Consider the following 16,154-nt stretch of genomic DNA (forward strand, 5'->3'; position numbering starts at 1 on the left):
GGCGGGCTACAGCTCCTTGATGCGGATGTCGCGGTACGAGACCACGTCCGTGGTGCCGTGGACCTGGAGGCCGATATGGCCGGAGGCGAAGCGCCGGCCGTCGGTGCCCGGGTCGTCGCCGCGCGGGGGCTCGAAGGCCTGACCGCCGTTGTTGTCGAACTCGTTCAGCAGGACACCGTTGCGGTAGACCGAGTAGTGCTGGTCCACGACCCGGATCTCGTAGTCGTTCCAGGTGCCCTTGGGGGTGACCCCGGCGCCGCCGAGGCCCACCCGGTCGAAGCCGTAGACCGACCCCGTCTTGTACATGTCGCCGTCGGGGCGGTCGTTGATCTGGATCTCATGGCCGTACTTGATGGCGACCCACTCCGGCCGGGACTCCTCCGGGTGGTCGTGGACCTCCGGGAAGCGGACGAACACTCCGGCGTTGGCGTTGCCCGTGCCCGGGGCGTCGTCGCGCCACTGGAGCTTCAGCGAGAAGTCCCCGTACTGCCTGCCCGGGAACCACAGCATGCCCATGCCGGCGACGGTGGTGGAGCTGGTGATCGAGCCGTCCTCGGCGTTGAGCCCGAACTTCCCGCCGCCGACCTGCTGCCACTTGGCGAGGGAGCCGGCGGTGCCGTCGAACAGCTTGCGGTAGCCCTCGTCCTGGCCCGGCTTGCCGATGCCGGACTGCTTGGCCGCCTTGTAGATCCTCTTGTGCTCCCGGGCGTCGATCGCCCCGGCCGTGAGCAGCTTGTCGAGGACCGTGTCGACGTGCTTCAGGAACAGCGCGTGCGAGGACCAGTCCTTCTCGTCCTCGATCAGTTCGTTGATCGTGCAGCGGTTGCCGGTGAGCCGGTTGGGAACGCCCGTGTCGACCGTGCCGACGATGACGGTGAGCCGCTCGTCGAACTCCGGGCAGTTGGGCGCCGGGACCCCGCCGCTCTCGGCGATGGTGAACGACACCTGCTTCGCCTCGGAGGTGTTGCCCGCCTTGTCCGTCGCCCGGTGGGCGAAGGTGTGGTAGCCGACGCGGTCCACGATGACGGGCGCGGTGTACGCGAGGTACGGGCCCCCGTCCAGGGAGTACTCGGTCTTCTGCACGCCCGAGTCGGCGTCCGTGGCGGTCACCGTGGCCCTGGCGCTGGTGAGGAACGCGCCGTCCGAGTTCTTGTCGCCCGTCACCGCCACGGAGGTCACCGGCGGTGTCTTGTCCTGCGACGGGGGTTCGACGACGGTGAAGTCGACGGACTTCTCCGCCGCGACGTTGCCGGACCTGTCGGTGGCGCGGTAGCGGACGGTGTGGGTACCCACCTCGTGCACCATCACGGGAGCGGTGTAGGCCTGCCAGGCACCGGCCGTCCCGATCGCGTACTCGATGGTGTTGACCCCGGACCCGGTGTCCGACGCGGTCACGGTGACCGTGGCCATGCCCAGGTAGGCGCCGGCCCCGTCCTTCTCGCCCGAGACGGTCGCCGAGGTCTCCGGCGCGGTCTCGTCGTCCGTGGGCGGTGCCGCGACCGCGAAGCCGACGGACTTCTCCGCCGCGACGTTGCCCGACTTGTCGGTGGCGCGGTAGCGGACGGTGTGGGTGCCCACCTCGTTCACCACGACGGGCGTGGTGTAGGGCTGCCAGGCGCCGTCGGCCCCGAGCGCGTACTCGACGCCGTCCACCCCCGAGTCCGCGTCGGTCGCCGCCACGGTGACGGTGGCCTGACCGATGTACGCGCCGTCGGCGTTCCTGTCGCCGTCCACCGTCGCCGAGGTCGCGGGGGCGGTGGTGTCCTCGCCGCCGCCCCCCTCGGTCACGGTCAGGATGCCCTGCATGGACCCGTGGCCGGGGATGGTGCAGTGGTAGAAGTACCGGCCGGGCGAGAGGGTGACCTCGACGCTGTGCTTGCCGCCCTCGCTGTCACTGGGGTTGGCCAGGATGTTCAGCGGGACGTCGTTGTTGAACTCCACGTCCGACACGCTGAAGGTCAGTGTGTGCGGCATGCCCGTCGTGTTGCCGGTGGCCGCGCTGTTCTCGAAGACGATCGTCGCGGGGCCGGCCACCGCGGTTTTGGGAGCCGACAGGTAGTGGTCGATGGGGTCGCCCGCGGTCCAGGTGAGGACCTGGTCGGCCGAGGTGGCCGGACGGTCGTCGTCCCGCCCGTACGCGGCCGTCGACGTCAGCCCCAGGACCATCAGGAACGAACCGAGCAGGGCGAGCCACGCCCGTGCGGGTCCGTACCGCTGTCGCGCGAGGAGCGAAGGGTGTCTCACTGCGCTGCCGCCTTCCGTGCCAGGTCGGCGGCGGCCGGGGTCGGCCCGCCGCCCTTGTACGTCACGCGCCACAGCGCGGACTTGGGGTCGGAGGTGAAGAAGCCGCGCCCGTAGTCCAGGACGTAGAGCGAACCGTCCGGGGCGAACTTCCAGTCCATGAGGTTGCGGATGCCGTCCGCACCGACCGGAATGATCTTCTTCAGGGACTCGGCGTGCGTGGGCAGACCGCCCTTGCCGACGGTCTTCGGGTCGGTGAGCACGGCGTGGCGCGGCTGGGTGTCGTCGTAGAAGTCACCGACGAACCACTTGCCGTCCCAGTACGACGGCCACTTGGCCTCGCTCGTACTCGCCGCGTCGTAGCGGTACACCGGCCCGTTCATCGTGGCCTGGCCGCCGCCCTTGAGCCAGGGCAGGAGCTGCTTCTGGTCCGCCACCTTGTAGCTCGGGACGCCGTCGGCGTCGCGCGGGTAGTCGACGCCGCCGCCCTGCGGCGAGTACCAGATGGTGTTCGACGTGACCGGCGGCAGCTTGACCAGGCCGTCGTTGTTCGGCGACTCGTTCTTCGGCGCGTCGCAGTCGTACCAGCCGAGCGGCTTGGACGGGTCCGGCAGGTTGCGGTCGCGGTAGGGCTGCTTGTTGCCCATGCAGTACGGCCAGCCGTGGTTGCCTGCCTGCGTGATCGCGGCGAAGGTGTCGTACTTTGCGGGGCCCCAGGTGGTGCTGGGGGAGCCGGCGTCCGGGCCGACCCAGCCCGCGTACAGGGTGTCGGTCGCCGTGTCGACGGAGATCCGGGCCGGGTTGCGCACGCCCATCACGTAGATCTCGCCGCGGGTCTTTCCACCGCCCTCGTCCGGCTCCTTGCCGGTGAAGAGGTTGCCGGCGGGCAGGGTGTACGTGCCGTCGTCCTCGGGGTGGATCCGCAGGATCTTCCCGTTGAGGTTGTTGGTGTTGCCCGCGGTGCGACGGGCATCGGCGAACGAGACGCCCTTGTAGTTCGGCTGCGGGTTGTTGCCGGAGTAACCGTCACTGAAACCGGAGGAGTTGTTGTCACCGGTCGCGATGTAGAGGTTGGCCTCGGAGTCCCAGGCCAGACCGCCGCCCGCGTGGCAGCAGCTGTGGATCTGGACCGGCCACTTCAGCAGCACCTTCTCGGACGCCGTGTCCAGCGTGTTCGTGGCGCTGTCGAGGGTGAAGCGGGAGACCTGTCGGACCGCCATGCGCTTGTCACGGTCGATCTTCGCGTGCGGCGTGTAGTGCAGGTACACCCAGCCGTTGGACGCGAAGTCCGGGTCCAGCTCGATGCCGAGCAGCCCCTCCTCGACCTTGACCAGTTCGTCGCCGCCGCCCTTGTTGCCGAAGACGTCCAGCGCGCCGGCCAGCGTGACCTTCCTGGTCTTTGGGTCGTAGACGTGGATCTCGCCCTTGCCCTTGCCGATGGCGGGGTTGTTCCAGTCGGTGATCACCGGGCTGCTGCTGTCGGCGCCGCCGCGGCCGATGTAGAAGACCCGCCCGTCCTTCGCGGTGACCAGGCCGTGCGGTTCGCCGATCTGGTCGTTCCGGCCGGGCTGGTTGGGCTGGGTGAGACGCTCCGCCGTGTAGTTGGAGTCGATGGTGGCCTTGCAGTCCGCCTGCGAGAGGCGGGTCGTCCAGGCCAGCGCGCCCCGCAGATGGTCCCGGAAGTCGGCCTCGGCGAAACTGCTCGCCGTACCGCCCATACCCGTGTAGAACGACCGTCCGCCGTCGTAGTCGCGACACCAGGAGACGGGGTGGTCCCAGCCGTTGGCGCTCGTGCCGGGCGCGTACGTGATCTCCCGGACGCGGGCCACCGTGTGCACGTCACCGGACGGATTGTCCTTCCAGTTCAGCCACTTGTCGGGGCGCTTCCACTCCTGCGGGAGGTTCTTCGTCGCCGGGTGCTGCCGGTCTCCGATCTCCACCGTGGCGCGCTGAACGCCCGTGGGGCCGCCGGCCGCCGGACGCGCGCCGACCAGGCCGGTGAACCAGTCGGAGTACGGTTCGGCGCGTGCCGCGTCATGGATGCCGAGGAAGCCGCCGCCCGCCTCCATGTACGCCTCAAGGCCCGCTTCCTGCTCCGGGTCGAGGACGTCGCCGCCGCCGGTCAGGAACACCACGGCGTTGTACCTGCCGAGCTGCTTGCCGTTGGTGAAGACCCCCGCGTCGTCGGTGGCCACGGTCTTGAAGCGCCCGGCCTCCGGGCCGCTGAGCCCGATCTTCTCGATGGCCGCGATCCCCGCGTCCACGGTCGGCGGCTCCTCGCCCGCCGAGGCGTGGAAGACCAGGACCCTGACGTTGGCCCCGCCCGGCGGCGAGGGAAGGGACAACGTTGTCGCCATCCGTTCCTTGAGTCCCGGGTCCGGGTAAGGACGCGCGCTGGCCGCGTTGCTGCCCAGCAGGGACGCGGTCAGCGCGCCGACTGCCACCGTCGCCGCGAGGCCCCGTCGCGATCTGGACCTGTGATGTGGTGTGCGCTGCATGTGGTCACCCACCCCTCTCTGGTCACTTCTCTGGTCACTGCATCTCCGTGGTCACTGCAACAGCGCATGAAGCTAGACCTCTTTTCGCGACTCGCCAATAGGTAACGCAGCAATCAGACGAACTTTGTCCTTAGTGTGGATAAACCAAGGTTCCCCGGCTACGGTGTGGCCGTCCCAAGGGAGAGGCCCGTCAGTTTCCGTAGCACAGTGGGGAGTTGGACATGGACCGAAGGACCTTCAACCGGCGGATGCTGGTGGGTGGCGGTGTGGCGGCGGCGACCGGGGTGACATCGATGTCACTCGGCGCGGTCCAGGCGACGTCCGCGGAGAACCCGGCGAAGACCGCTCCGGCGGGAGGCGCGGTCAAACACCTCAAGCTGTACGCGGAGAAACTGGCGGGCGGTCAGATGGGGTACGGATTCGAGAAGGGCAAGGCGTCGATCCCCGGACCGCTCATCGAGATCACCGAGGGCGACACCCTGCACATCGAGTTCGAGAACACCACGGACGTCGACGCGAGCCTCCACGTCCACGGTGTCGACTACGACATCGCCAGCGACGGCACCCGGATGAACCGGAGCCACGTCGAACCGGGCGGCACGCGCACGTACACCTGGCGCACCCACACCCCGGGCCGCCGCAAGGACGGCACCTGGCAGGCGGGCAGCGCGGGTTACTGGCACTACCACGACCACGTCGTCGGCACGGACCACGGCACGGGCGGCATCCGCAAGGGGCTCTACGGGCCCCTCGTCGTCCGGCGCAAGGGAGACGTCCTGCCCGACAAGACGCTCACGATCGTCTTCAACGACATGACGATCAACAACAAGGCCGCCCACGAGAGTCCCGACTTCGAGACCACGGTGGGCGACCGGGTGGAAGTCGTGATGATCACGCACGGCGAGTACTACCACACGTTCCACATCCACGGGCACCGCTGGGCGGACAACAGGACCGGGCTGCTCACCGGCCCCGACGATCCCAGCCGGGTCATCGACACGAAGATCTGCGGGCCCGCCGACTCGTTCGGATTCCAGTTCATCGCGGGTGAACACGTGGGAGCGGGCGCCTGGATGTACCACTGCCACGTCCAGAGCCACTCCGACATGGGCATGGCCGGACTGCTGCTGGTGGCCAAACCCGACGGCACGGTCCCCGGCTACGACCCGCCGCACCACGCGGCCGGTGCGGCCGGGACCCACGAGCACTGAGTCAGACCCCGGCAGCCATCCGCCGCTGCTCCTCCTCGACGATGCGCCGGGCGAGCGCCCCGTCCGACACGTCGACGGCGTCGGGCGTCGCCTCGGCGACGTCGCTGCGCCGGGCGTACGCGTCGAAGAGCCGGTCCTTGCGCGCCAGGATGTCCAGCATCCGCTGGTCGACGCTGTCCACCACGAGCAGCCGGTGCACCTGGACCGTCCGTATCTGCCCCATGCGGTGCGTACGGGCCACCGCCTGGTGCTCCATCGTGGGCTTGATCTGCGGCTCGCACAGGATCACCACCGAGGCCGCCTGGATGTTGAGCCCGACACCGCCGGCCTGGATCTGGCCGAGCAGCACCGCGTGCCCGTCCACCGCGCCGAACGCGTCGACCAGCTCCTGCCGGCGCGCGGCCGGCAGGCTCCCGGACACCGGGCCGAACACGCCCTCGCCCAGGGCCTCCCGGACGGTGCGGAGCACCTCACGGAAGTACGAGAACACGACGACCTTGAGTCCGTTCCCCTCGGCCTCCGCCACCAGCTCGCGCAGCCGGTTCAGCTTCGCCGAGGTCTCGGGGCGGGCGTACGCGGCGCGGCGCATCCGCATGAAGTGCCCGTCGCCCACCGCCTCGTGATACGCCTCCAGGTCGGCGGCGGAGAACTCCTCCCACTCGTCGGCCCGGACGAGCGCGGGGAGCTCACCCAGCACGTCGTCCTGGTTGCGCCGCAGGTAGGCGGGGGCGACGGCCCTGCGGAAGGCGTGCGAGCCCGCGACGCCGTGCGTGGGTGTGACGGACGGGGCGAGCTCGGGGCGCAACTGGCGTACCAGGCTGCGGAATTCCTCCACCCGGTTCTCCATCGGGGTGCCGGTGAGGAACAGGACCCGCTCGGTGTGCCGCGTCCAGCCCGTCACGGCACGGGAGCGCCGGGTGGCGGGGTTCTTCACGAAGTGGGCCTCGTCGACCACCACCATGCCGGGCCGCGTCCCGCAGGCAGGCCCGTCCGGCAGGGTGGCCAGCGAGTCGAAGGTGGTCACCGCGACCCCGCCCTCCGCCCGCCACTCGGCGAAGGCGTCGTCACGCTCCGGACCGTGCACCGGCACGGCCCGCAGGGTGGAGCGGGCACGGATCTCCCGCCCCCAGTTGATCAGTACGCTCGCCGGGCACACCACCAGGAAGTGGGTCTCCCCGTGTGCGGCCAGGTGGGCCAGGGCGGCGATGGCCTGCACGGTCTTGCCGAGCCCCATCTCGTCCCCGAGGATCACCCGCTTCTGGGCGAGCGCGAAGCGCGCACCGAAGGACTGGTACCCGCGCAGCGACACCCGCAGATGGGTGTCGTCGAGCCGCAGCCCGCGTACCCGGTCCGCCAGCCCGGCAGGCAGGAACCCCTCGGCGGCGTCCCGGTCCGGGCCGGTGCCGGACATCTCGGCGAGCAGGCTGTAGTACTCGGCGGAACGCAGCTCGAAGTCGACCCATGCCTCGGCCTCCGAGGCGGGCCCGCGCAGCAGGTCCACGGACACCTGCCCGAACAGCAGGCGCAGATCGCGTGCGGCAGCGTTCGCGACCGCCGTCCGCAGGGAGGTGACGGCGGCCAGCGTGTCCGCGCGGGCGCCCCGCCCCGTGAACAGCATCCGCAGCCGGCTCCGGGCGGGCGCGGCGGCCGCGAGCCCCGGCTCCAGCTCGGTCAGGAGGCGGCGGGCGGCGGTGGCGGCCCGGGGCGCGTCGGGGCCTGCCTCGACCAGCCGGTGCAGCGCGATGACCAGCGCGGTCGTGTCCGCGTCGGTGGACTCCGCGTCCATCCGCACGGCGACGGTGTCCCGGACCGCGTGGGCGATCTGCCGCGCGGCCGCCAGCGCCCGGTCCGCCGTCTGCGCCCCGACACCGGGGATCTGGCGGAGCTCGTACCGCCCGGTGCCGTGCACCCGGCCCACCGTCAGATAACCGGCCTGCTCCAGCGCTCCGAGCCGCAGCCGGCCCTCGGTGACGTCCCCGAGCCGGGCGAGGGGGATGCCGGCCAGCTCCCGGTCCACCAGCGTGTCGAGGAGCGGGGCCAGGGCGGCACGCGCGGTGTCGAGGGCGCGGCCGTGGTCGTCCAGCACCGCACGGGCCGTTCCGACGAGCCGGTCCGCTTCCTCGAGCAGCTCACGGGCGGCTCTTCCCGTGGGCACGTCCGCACCCGTGGGCCCTGCCTGTGTCATGTACGTCCTTCTGTCCCGCAGCCTCTCCGCCACCGGCCGCCCGCCGCCCTCCCGGGCGCGTCCCATCGTGCCACGGGCGTACGGCGCAGCCGCCCCTCACCGGGCGGGCGCCCGGCGCCCGGCCGATGCCGGCAGCAGGATCGCCGGGGCGCGCGCACAGGACCGGGCCCCGTCCCGGCCGGGGCCACCGGGCACGGGACGGCCACCCGGGCGGGCCGTGCGGGCTGCGGTGCCCGGTGCCCGGTGCCAGACTCGGAGGGTCAGGGATTGCCCGCACGATGAGCGAGCGAGACACGCGATCCGCCCGAGGAGCACACCATGCTCGACCCGAGTTTCGTCACCGGCGCCCCCAACTGGGCCGACCTCGGCACCCCCGACGTCGACGCGGCCACGACCTTCTACCAGGGCCTCTTCGGCTGGGAGCTGGTGCGCGGCGGGCCGGAGACCGGTGGCTACGGGATGTACCAGCTGCGGGGGCGGACCGTCGCCGGTGTGATGGCCGTGGCCGAGGACCAGGGGACGCCCGCATGGTCCGTCTACTTCCAGACCCCCGACGCGGACGCCACCGCGCGGACGGTGGAGAAGGCGGGCGGCACCGCGGCGTTCCCGCCGATGGACGTCCTGGACTACGGGCGCATGGGCGGCTTCACGGACAACGGCGGGGCGTACTTCGGCGTGTGGCAGCCGGGGACGAACACCGGCCTCGGCATGATCATGGAGCCGGGCTCGCTGATCTGGTCCGAGCTGTACACCCCGGACGTCCCGGCGGCTGCCGCGTTCTTCCACACGGTCTTCGGCTGGCAGACCGACGACATGGCGTTCCCGGGCGGTTCGTACACGATGGTCCGTCCCGCGGGGGACAACAGCGCCGACTCCTCCTTCGGAGGACTCGTGCCCATCGACGACGTACCCAGCCAGGCCGCGGCGGGCCCGCACTGGCTGCCGTACTTCGCCGTCGACGACTGCGACGCCGCGGTCGCCACGGTGGAGCGGCTGGGCGGCACGGTGACGATGGCCGCCATGGACGTGCCGGACGTCGGCCGGATCGCCACGTTCGCCGATCCGGCGGGTGCGGCTTTCGCCGTGATCAAGCCCGCGCCGATGCCGCAGAGCTGACCTCGACGTGGGACGGGCGGGACCGGACGCGGCCCGCCCGTCCGGTGTGCGGACGGGCGGGTTGATGAATCGTTGATCAGCTGTTTATCGCGACCGGGCACCGTGTGGCGCATGCAGACCAACACGATGATCGACGACGCGCTCGCCTGGCAGGAGACAGCCCTGTGCGCGCAGGCCGGTCCGGAGTTCTTCTTCCCGGCACCGGGCAGTTCCACCCGCGAGGCCAAGCAGCTCTGCAACGCCTGCGAGGGCAGGGTGGCCTGCCTCGAGTACGCCCTCGCCCACGACGAGCGCTTCGGCGTCTGGGGCGGCCTCTCCGAGAAGGAGCGCGACCGGATGCGCAGAGGCCGCCGCGCCGGGTGAGCAGCAGCCCGGCCTCGGTGGTCCGGCGGGGTCCGCCGTCCGCCCGGGTCCGCCGTCCGCCCGGGACGGGCGGCCGTCCCGGCGGGGCCGGGTCCGTCGATCGTCCGGGGCCCGCCGGCCGTCCAGGGCCGGCCCTTCGTCCGGCGCCGGTCGGACGGGGTTGTTCCCGGCGAACGCCGGGCCGCCCGGTCACGGGATGCGGAAGGTCTCCCCGTACACCTGCCACCGCAGTGGCGTGCTGAGCTCCAGATTGCCGTCACGCAGGAACACCCGCTGGGCCGTGTCGATCCGGGTCGTGTCCCGCTGGACCGTGCGCGCCCTGATCGCCGAGCGGCCCTCGTCGAGGAACGTGCCGAGGTACGCCGTCTCGTCGCCGCCCTCCGCCGCCGTGTCCGCCGACGCCATCGCGGCGTCGCGGATGCCGTAGAAGCCGTTGGCCTCTATGCCGGGCCCGTGCAGGACCATCGCGTCGTAGTAGATGAACTGTCCGAGGGTGCCCAGACCGTCCAGCTTGGCCAGCCGCACCGCGGGCTCGAAGTACAGCCGGTCCCGGGTCTCGTCCTGAGCCGTGCGGAACGCCCGGTCCTCGGCGGCCTCCCGCCACGCGGCGGTGAAACCGGGGTCCAGGCCCTCGTGCGAGTCGGTGCCGTCCACCGTGCGCAGCGCGGGGAGGTACGGGGCGAGCGGATTGTCCGGATGCTTCTCGGTGTAGGCCTCGACGAGCTGCAGCATGTCGTTCGTACCCGAGCAGAAACCGACGATCCCGGCCGTGTAGCCGTTGCCGTCCCCGAGGTCCTCGATCGCCGCGTACTGGCTGCGCCAGTCCAGCGTCGAGGCGTCCGCGCTCGACACCAGCCGGGACGCGATCTCCTTCAGCTCCGGAGCGGCGAGCCCGGGCGGCAGGGCGTCGGTCCGCTCGGCGGCCTCGTCGGCCTGCACCGCGGCCTCCGGGCGTGCCGAACCCGTCCCGGTGGGTCCCGCCGGCTGAGGAACGAGCACGGGCGGCTCGGAGTCGCCCATGCTGAACAAGATCGAAGCGGCGATGACAATCGGCGCACCGAAGAGAACAAGACGCGTCACTGGCTTCACCGGCACAGAGTACGGTCTGCGAACCTGTGGGGAGAGATCACCCGTCCTGGGCGCAATCACCCCCGCGGCCGGAGCCCGGCCTCGCACGCCGAGCCGAGCCTGCGGTTCCGGCGGCTGCTGCGTGCGCTGCCCGCCCGGCACCGGTGCCCGCCGGGCAGGACGCGGCAAACGCGGAGGTGGCGGCGCGGGTCGTGCACGGGCGCCGCCACCCCGGTGGATCAGGCGTCGGCGCGGGCCGCCCGGCGGGCCTTGCGGGCGGCCAGCTTCTCGTCGAACTTCGACGCCTCGCGGTCGAGCCCGCTCATGTACAGGCCGATCTCCTCCTGCGCCTTCAGGCCCTCCGGGCCGAGGCCGTCGATGTCGAGAACCTTGAGGTAGCGCAGCACGGGCTGGATCACGTCGTCGTGGTGGATGCGCATGTTGTAGATCTCGCCGATCGCCATCTGCGCGGCGGCCCGCTCGAAGCCGGGCATGCCGTGGCCGGGCATCCGGAAGTCGACGACGACGTCGCGCACGGACTGCATCGTGAGGTCCGGGGCGAGCTCGAAGGCGGCACCGAGGAGGTTGCGGTAGAAGACCATGTGCAGGTTCTCGTCGGTCGCGATCCGGGCCAGCATCCGGTCGCAGACCGGGTCGCCCGACTGGTGGCCGGTGTTGCGGTGCGAGACGCGGGTGGCCAGCTCCTGGAAGGCGACGTACGCCACGGAGTGCAGCATGGAGTGGCGGTTGTCGGACTCGAAGCCCTCCGCCATGTGCGCCATACGGAACTGCTCGAGCTTGTCCGGGTCCACGGCGCGCGAGGTGAGCAGGTAGTCGCGCATCACGATGCCGTGCCGGCCCTCCTCCGCGGTCCAGCGGTGCACCCAGGTGCCCCAGGCGCCGTCACGGCCGAAGAGGGAGGCGATCTCGTGGTGGTAGCTGGGGAGGTTGTCCTCGGTCAGCAGGTTCACGACGAGCGCGATCCGGCCGATGTCGGTGACCTTGGACTGGCTGGTCTCCCACGCCTCGCCGTCCTCGAAGACGCCGGAGAAGTTCCGGCCGTCGCTGAACGGTACGTACTCGTGGGGCATCCAGTCCTTGGCGACCTTGAGATGGCGGTTGAGTTCCTTCTCCACCACCTCCTCCAGCGCGTACAGCAGCTGGGCGTCGGTCCACGCCTTCGAACTGCCGAGGTGGGGAGAGGTGATCGTCACGGTGGCTCCTGGGGACGGGAGAATTACCTACGGCTTCGTAGGTTACGTGACCGTAGGTTAAGGCGACGATAAAGGCATCACCAAGCCCGACCTTCGCACTGCCTGATCACGTACCGTTATGTGGGCAGGTCGGGGGCGTGTGGAGCGGGACAATTCACGCCTCCCCGGTCCGGCGCTCCACCGGTGTCGCGGGGGTCTCCGGCAGCTCCACGGGGTCGATGGCACGGAGCCCGTCGGCGTCCGGCAGCGACCGGCGGGTGGTGCCCGGCGACCTCGGTAACGGCAGGTCGTGGCTCGCCACCACCAGCGCCCCCTCGAACGCCTCCGGCGCGGCGGTGCCCACCGGACAGGTCAGGGCGGGTCGGCGGCTCGGGCGGGCGCCCCCGCCCCGCAAACGAAGTCCCGCCGTCCCCGTCGGCTTCCCGGCCCTTCCGTCAGCCGGACTCGTCCAGCAGCTCGGTGAGATCGCGGTCGAGTTCCATGAAGCGGTACTCGTCACCCACCGGGACGAGGTCCTGGGCCCGCTTCAGGAAGCGGCGCAGCTCCGCCGTCCGCACGTGGACCATGGCGATGCCCTCGACGGCGTGGAACTCCAGCACCGTGCGGTCGTACCCGAAGGGCCGTACCCGGACGTCACCGACCCCGGCCGGCTCGTCCATCCCGGTCGTGAGCAGTTCGCGGGAGAACTCCCAGGACACCTCGGCGCCCTCGAGGGTGGCGGGTGCCGGGAAGGCCATGCGCACGGCGAACGGGTCCCCGCGGTCGTAGTGCAGGGTGGCGGGCAGGGTTTCCATCCGCGGAGCGGATGCCACCATGCGGGCCTGCACGGACTGCTCGATAACGCTGGACAAGACCTGCTCCCTCTCGCGTCGGATGAACGGTTCCCGGCAATGGAGTAGACGACGGAACGACTGGATCCGTGCACCGGCGGGGGGCGTGAGCTGCGTCACCGCTCGACCTCCCCCTGATCCACTGCCCCGTTTCGCCCGTCGCACCCTGGACGGCCGCCCACCCGTGGGCTAGCTTCCAGCGCCATGACGGCCATGGGAAAGACGAGACGACTGATGGCGCTGGGGCTGTGCGGTGCCGCGGTGACCGCGGCGCTGGCCTCACCGGCGGCGCAGGCCGCGCCGGAGGGGCGGCCCGATCCGGGCTGGGCGCTCACCGACACGGGCACGGACGCGCGCTTCCGCGGCCTCGCCGCCGTCAGCCGTGACGCCGCCTGGGTCGCCGGATCCGGAGGCACGGTGCTGCGTACGGCCGACGGTGGCCGGCACTGGCGCGACGTCTCGCCCGCCGGCGCGCGGGAGCTGGAGTTCCGCGACATCGAGGCCTTCGACCAGCGGCGCGCGGTGGCCCTGGCCATCGGTGAGGGCGAGGCGTCCCGGGTCCTGCGCACCGAGGACGGCGGCAGGACCTGGACCGAGTCCTTCCGCAACACCGACGCCCGGGCCTTCTACGACTGCCTGACCTTCTTCGACCACCGTCACGGGCTGGCCATGAGCGACCCGGTGGACGGGAGGTTCCGCATCCTGTCGACCTCGGACGGCGGGCGGAACTGGCGTGTCCTGCCGACTGCGGGAATGCCCGCAGCCCAGCCCGGCGAGGCGGGTTTCGCGGCGAGCGGTCAGTGCCTGGTCAGTGCCGGCGGCAAGGACGTCTGGCTCGCCACCGGCGGTGCGGCCACCGCCCGCGTCCTGCACTCCCGCGACCGCGGACTCCACTGGACCGAGGCGGCGTCCGGCATCCCGGCGGGGGACCCGGCACGCGGTGTCTTCGGCCTGGCTTTCCGTGACCGCGCGCACGGCATCGCGGTGGGCGGTGACTACCGCGCCGGCCAGGCGTCACCCGACGCGGCGGCCGTCACCGGCGACGGCGGCGCCCGCTGGCACCGGTCCACGACCCCGCCGCCGGCCTACCGGTCCGGTGTCGCATGGCTTCCGCGCAGCAGGTCCTCCGCGCTGGCGGTCGGCCCCACGGGCACCGACCTGACCCGGGACGGCGGGCGCACCTGGAGCACCGTGGACACCGGGTCGTACGACACGGTGGACTGCACCCCGGACGGCGGCTGCTGGGCCGCGGGCGAGAGGGGCAGGGCCGCGCGGCTGCGGTGAGTGCCTAGCCCGGCAACTGCTGCCGGTACGGGGCGAGCGCGGGGGACGTCTTCGTCGCGAGGAACTCCGTGATGCGGTAGGCGCACACCCCGTGGGCGGCGAAGGGGTCGGCTGCCGCGACCTCCTCGATCCGCGCGCGGTCGTCCCCGACGGCGATGATCACCCCGCCGTCGCGCGGGTCCTTGCGGCCCGAGGCGATGAACACCCCGGCCGCGTAGTGGGCGTCGAGCCAGGCGACATGCTCCGCCATCAACGCGTCGACGCGCTCGACCGGTGCCGTGTAGGTCAATTCGAGTACGAACATGATCGGCAGGCTACGGGACGGCGGATCCGCGCCGGGCCGTGCGGGCTTACCGGCCCTTCGAGCGGGAACGGCTCCGCGCGGCACGGCCGTCGGATCCCGTCGGCCGTGCCGCGCCCGACGCCGGGTGGGCACCGGACCAGCGGCTCCGTACGCGGACCGGCGGCGTCGATCACCTCGGTGCGGTCTGCGCAGGGGGCCGCTCGCGTGGAGCTGCCGGGGGGTCACGGAGCATCGGTACACGGTCGGACGTACGCACGTCGGTGTACACGAAGGCCCGCCGGGCCCGCCCACGGCGTCGCCACGGCTTCAGGCCGCCTGCCCCGGCGGCCGGTCCGGCTTCGCACGTCGTCGGGTGAGCCGCGACATCGCCGTGTGGCGCCTCCGTCCCCGGCAGGTTCCCCGACGGGGCGGGCGAACGGGTCGCGGACCGGACGGGTCGCGGACCGGACGGCGGGTCCACGGCGGTCACGGCCATTGCCGAGCCTGGTGCACCTCGCTATGTTAATCAGGAATCACATAGCCCAGCAAGATCCGAAACGTGGTGGTCGCACAACTGGCAGGCCTGAAAGGCGTACTGCGCCATCTGGCCGAAGCAGGGAAGTGGGTAAGTGAATGAATAATCCCAACAGGCGCCATGTCCTGTCCCTCGGTGTCGCACTCGGCCTCGTCAGCGTGGCGGACCCCGCCAAGGCGTGGGCGTGGGCGTCTGCGGACTCGGTGGCCGGGGCCGGTGCGGGTGTCGATCCGGAGTACGTCTGGGACAGCGCTACGGACCCCCTGATGGTCTCGCTGCTCGAGAACGGCCAGGTACCGTCGGTCAACACCGCGATGGCGGGGTGGGTGAACAACCGTGACGCGCTGCCCGCGGGCCTGCCGGGCGCTCTCACCGCGCATCTGCTGAGGGTCAACAAGCTGCCCTCCTGGGCCGACCCCGCCAAGCTGGCCCGCGCCGCAGACTTCAACCGCCGCAAGGACACCTACCTGTTCGTGCTGTACGGCCTCGGCAGCGGGATCATGAGCACCGTGATCCCGAGGGAGGCCAGAAGCGTCTACTGGTCCGTGGGCGGCGCCGACATGAATGACCGCGCGGCGAAGACGTTCACGTTCGGCTACGACTTGTCCCAGCTGGACGCCTTCAAGCCGACGGGACAGTTCGTCGTCACCGCCAACAAGACGCGCCTGGTACACGCCGCGGTACGCCACCTGCTGCCGCAATCACCGCACTGGCAGGCGGGCGCGGACCAGACCGTCCCGATCAGCGCCGCCGACATCCTCGTCACCTTCCACAGTCTGGGCACCTTCGTGCACAGGAAGCTGCTCGACTGGAAGGTGCCCATGTCGGCTGCGGACGAGGAGGCGTTCCTGCATTCGTGGCAGGTCGCGATCCACCTGCTCGGTGTGCCGGACGAGTACATCCCGCAGACCTGGGCGGCCGCGGAAGCCCAGTCGGCACAAGTGCTCACCCCGATCCTCGCCCCGACACCCGAGGGCCTCGACCTCGCCGAGGTGCTGCTCGGTCTGACCGCCGAGATCGATCTCGGGGTCACCCGGGGGTTCCTGAACGAGTTCGTGCGCTACGTCCTCAGCAACGAGGTCGGCGACTGGCTCGGGCTGCGGCGCGACTACGCGGCGGCGGCCCTGATCCGCACCGCGTGGCCGGCCTTCATCCTGTTCCGCGAAGGGCTGTCGCCCGTCGTGCCCGGCGCCTTCTACATGTTCGACCAGTTCGTGCGCGCCCTGGCCATGCTGTTCCTCAGCAAGGGCGCCTCCACGACCACCACCCCGATCACGATACCGACCGGGAACAGGCCGACCGGCTGAGCGGTCGCCCCGGACCCGC

General features: G+C 71.3%; 13 protein-coding genes. 5 read left to right on the plus strand and 8 right to left on the minus strand.

The genetic code is table 11. The features are described 5' to 3' along the window. Positions 1 to 6: 6 nt before the first annotated feature. Positions 7 to 2,244, minus strand: coding sequence for an OmpL47-type beta-barrel domain-containing protein (locus OG927_RS28855; protein ID WP_056792418.1), 2,238 nt, complete (start codon positions 2,242 to 2,244; stop codon positions 7 to 9). Next, a complete protein-coding gene (locus OG927_RS28860) occupies positions 2,241 to 4,739 on the minus strand; it encodes a ThuA domain-containing protein (RefSeq protein WP_408058110.1) in 2,499 nt (832 codons plus the stop codon). Before OG927_RS28860 ends, OG927_RS28855 begins: the two co-directional genes overlap by 4 nt. Before the next feature lie 221 nt (positions 4,740 to 4,960). Between OG927_RS28860 and OG927_RS28865 the strand changes: the two genes are divergently transcribed. Next, entirely contained in the window at positions 4,961 to 5,950 is a 990-nt protein-coding gene (locus OG927_RS28865; RefSeq protein WP_056792420.1) for a multicopper oxidase domain-containing protein, read from the plus strand. 1 nt (position 5,951) lies between these two features. On the opposite strand, the gene OG927_RS28870 is transcribed toward OG927_RS28865, so the two are convergent. Next, positions 5,952 to 8,135 (minus strand): DEAD/DEAH box helicase, encoded by a 2,184-nt coding sequence (locus tag OG927_RS28870; protein WP_330321030.1) that lies wholly within the window; start codon positions 8,133 to 8,135, stop codon positions 5,952 to 5,954. 318 nt (positions 8,136 to 8,453) lie between these two features. Between OG927_RS28870 and OG927_RS28875 the strand changes: the two genes are divergently transcribed. Continuing rightward, positions 8,454 to 9,251: a VOC family protein gene (locus OG927_RS28875; protein ID WP_056792422.1), complete on the plus strand. Its 798-nt coding sequence runs from the start codon at positions 8,454 to 8,456 to the stop codon at positions 9,249 to 9,251. 111 nt (positions 9,252 to 9,362) lie between these two features. Beyond that, positions 9,363 to 9,614 (plus strand): WhiB family transcriptional regulator, encoded by a 252-nt coding sequence (locus OG927_RS28880; RefSeq protein WP_056792527.1) that lies wholly within the window; start codon positions 9,363 to 9,365, stop codon positions 9,612 to 9,614. A gap of 189 nt (positions 9,615 to 9,803) precedes the next feature. On the opposite strand, the gene OG927_RS28885 is transcribed toward OG927_RS28880, so the two are convergent. The 4 genes from OG927_RS28885 to ssgD form a co-directional block, all read right to left on the minus strand. Continuing rightward, positions 9,804 to 10,634, minus strand: a complete 831-nt coding sequence (locus OG927_RS28885) for a chitosanase (RefSeq protein ID WP_209469280.1) — start codon at positions 10,632 to 10,634, stop codon at positions 9,804 to 9,806. Between the two features lie 287 nt (positions 10,635 to 10,921). Beyond that, complete coding sequence (locus tag OG927_RS28890; RefSeq protein WP_124280505.1) at positions 10,922 to 11,896, minus strand: acyl-ACP desaturase; 975 nt, start codon at positions 11,894 to 11,896, stop codon at positions 10,922 to 10,924. A gap of 154 nt (positions 11,897 to 12,050) precedes the next feature. Next, complete coding sequence (locus OG927_RS28895; protein ID WP_056792425.1) at positions 12,051 to 12,239, minus strand: hypothetical protein; 189 nt, start codon at positions 12,237 to 12,239, stop codon at positions 12,051 to 12,053. Between the two features lie 91 nt (positions 12,240 to 12,330). Further along, a complete protein-coding gene (gene ssgD, locus OG927_RS28900) occupies positions 12,331 to 12,747 on the minus strand; it encodes a spore wall synthesis regulator SsgD (protein ID WP_056792426.1) in 417 nt (138 codons plus the stop codon). A gap of 183 nt (positions 12,748 to 12,930) precedes the next feature. Here ssgD and OG927_RS28905 point away from each other — a divergent pair, with 183 nt between their 5' ends. After that, a complete protein-coding gene (locus OG927_RS28905; protein WP_372450580.1) occupies positions 12,931 to 14,010 on the plus strand; it encodes a WD40/YVTN/BNR-like repeat-containing protein in 1,080 nt (359 codons plus the stop codon). 4 nt (positions 14,011 to 14,014) lie between these two features. Here the strand turns inward: OG927_RS28905 and OG927_RS28910 are convergent, their stop codons facing one another. Further along, the gene (locus OG927_RS28910) at positions 14,015 to 14,314 is read right to left on the minus strand and encodes a YciI family protein (RefSeq protein WP_056792428.1); all 300 of its coding nucleotides are present in this window, start codon (positions 14,312 to 14,314) and stop codon (positions 14,015 to 14,017) included. A gap of 612 nt (positions 14,315 to 14,926) precedes the next feature. Here OG927_RS28910 and OG927_RS28915 point away from each other — a divergent pair. After that, positions 14,927 to 16,135 (plus strand): oxygenase MpaB family protein, encoded by a 1,209-nt coding sequence (locus tag OG927_RS28915; RefSeq protein ID WP_330321031.1) that lies wholly within the window; start codon positions 14,927 to 14,929, stop codon positions 16,133 to 16,135. Positions 16,136 to 16,154 lie beyond the last annotated feature (19 nt).

Source organism: Streptomyces clavifer (assembly GCF_036345975.1).
GTDB lineage: Bacteria > Actinomycetota > Actinomycetes > Streptomycetales > Streptomycetaceae > Streptomyces > Streptomyces clavifer.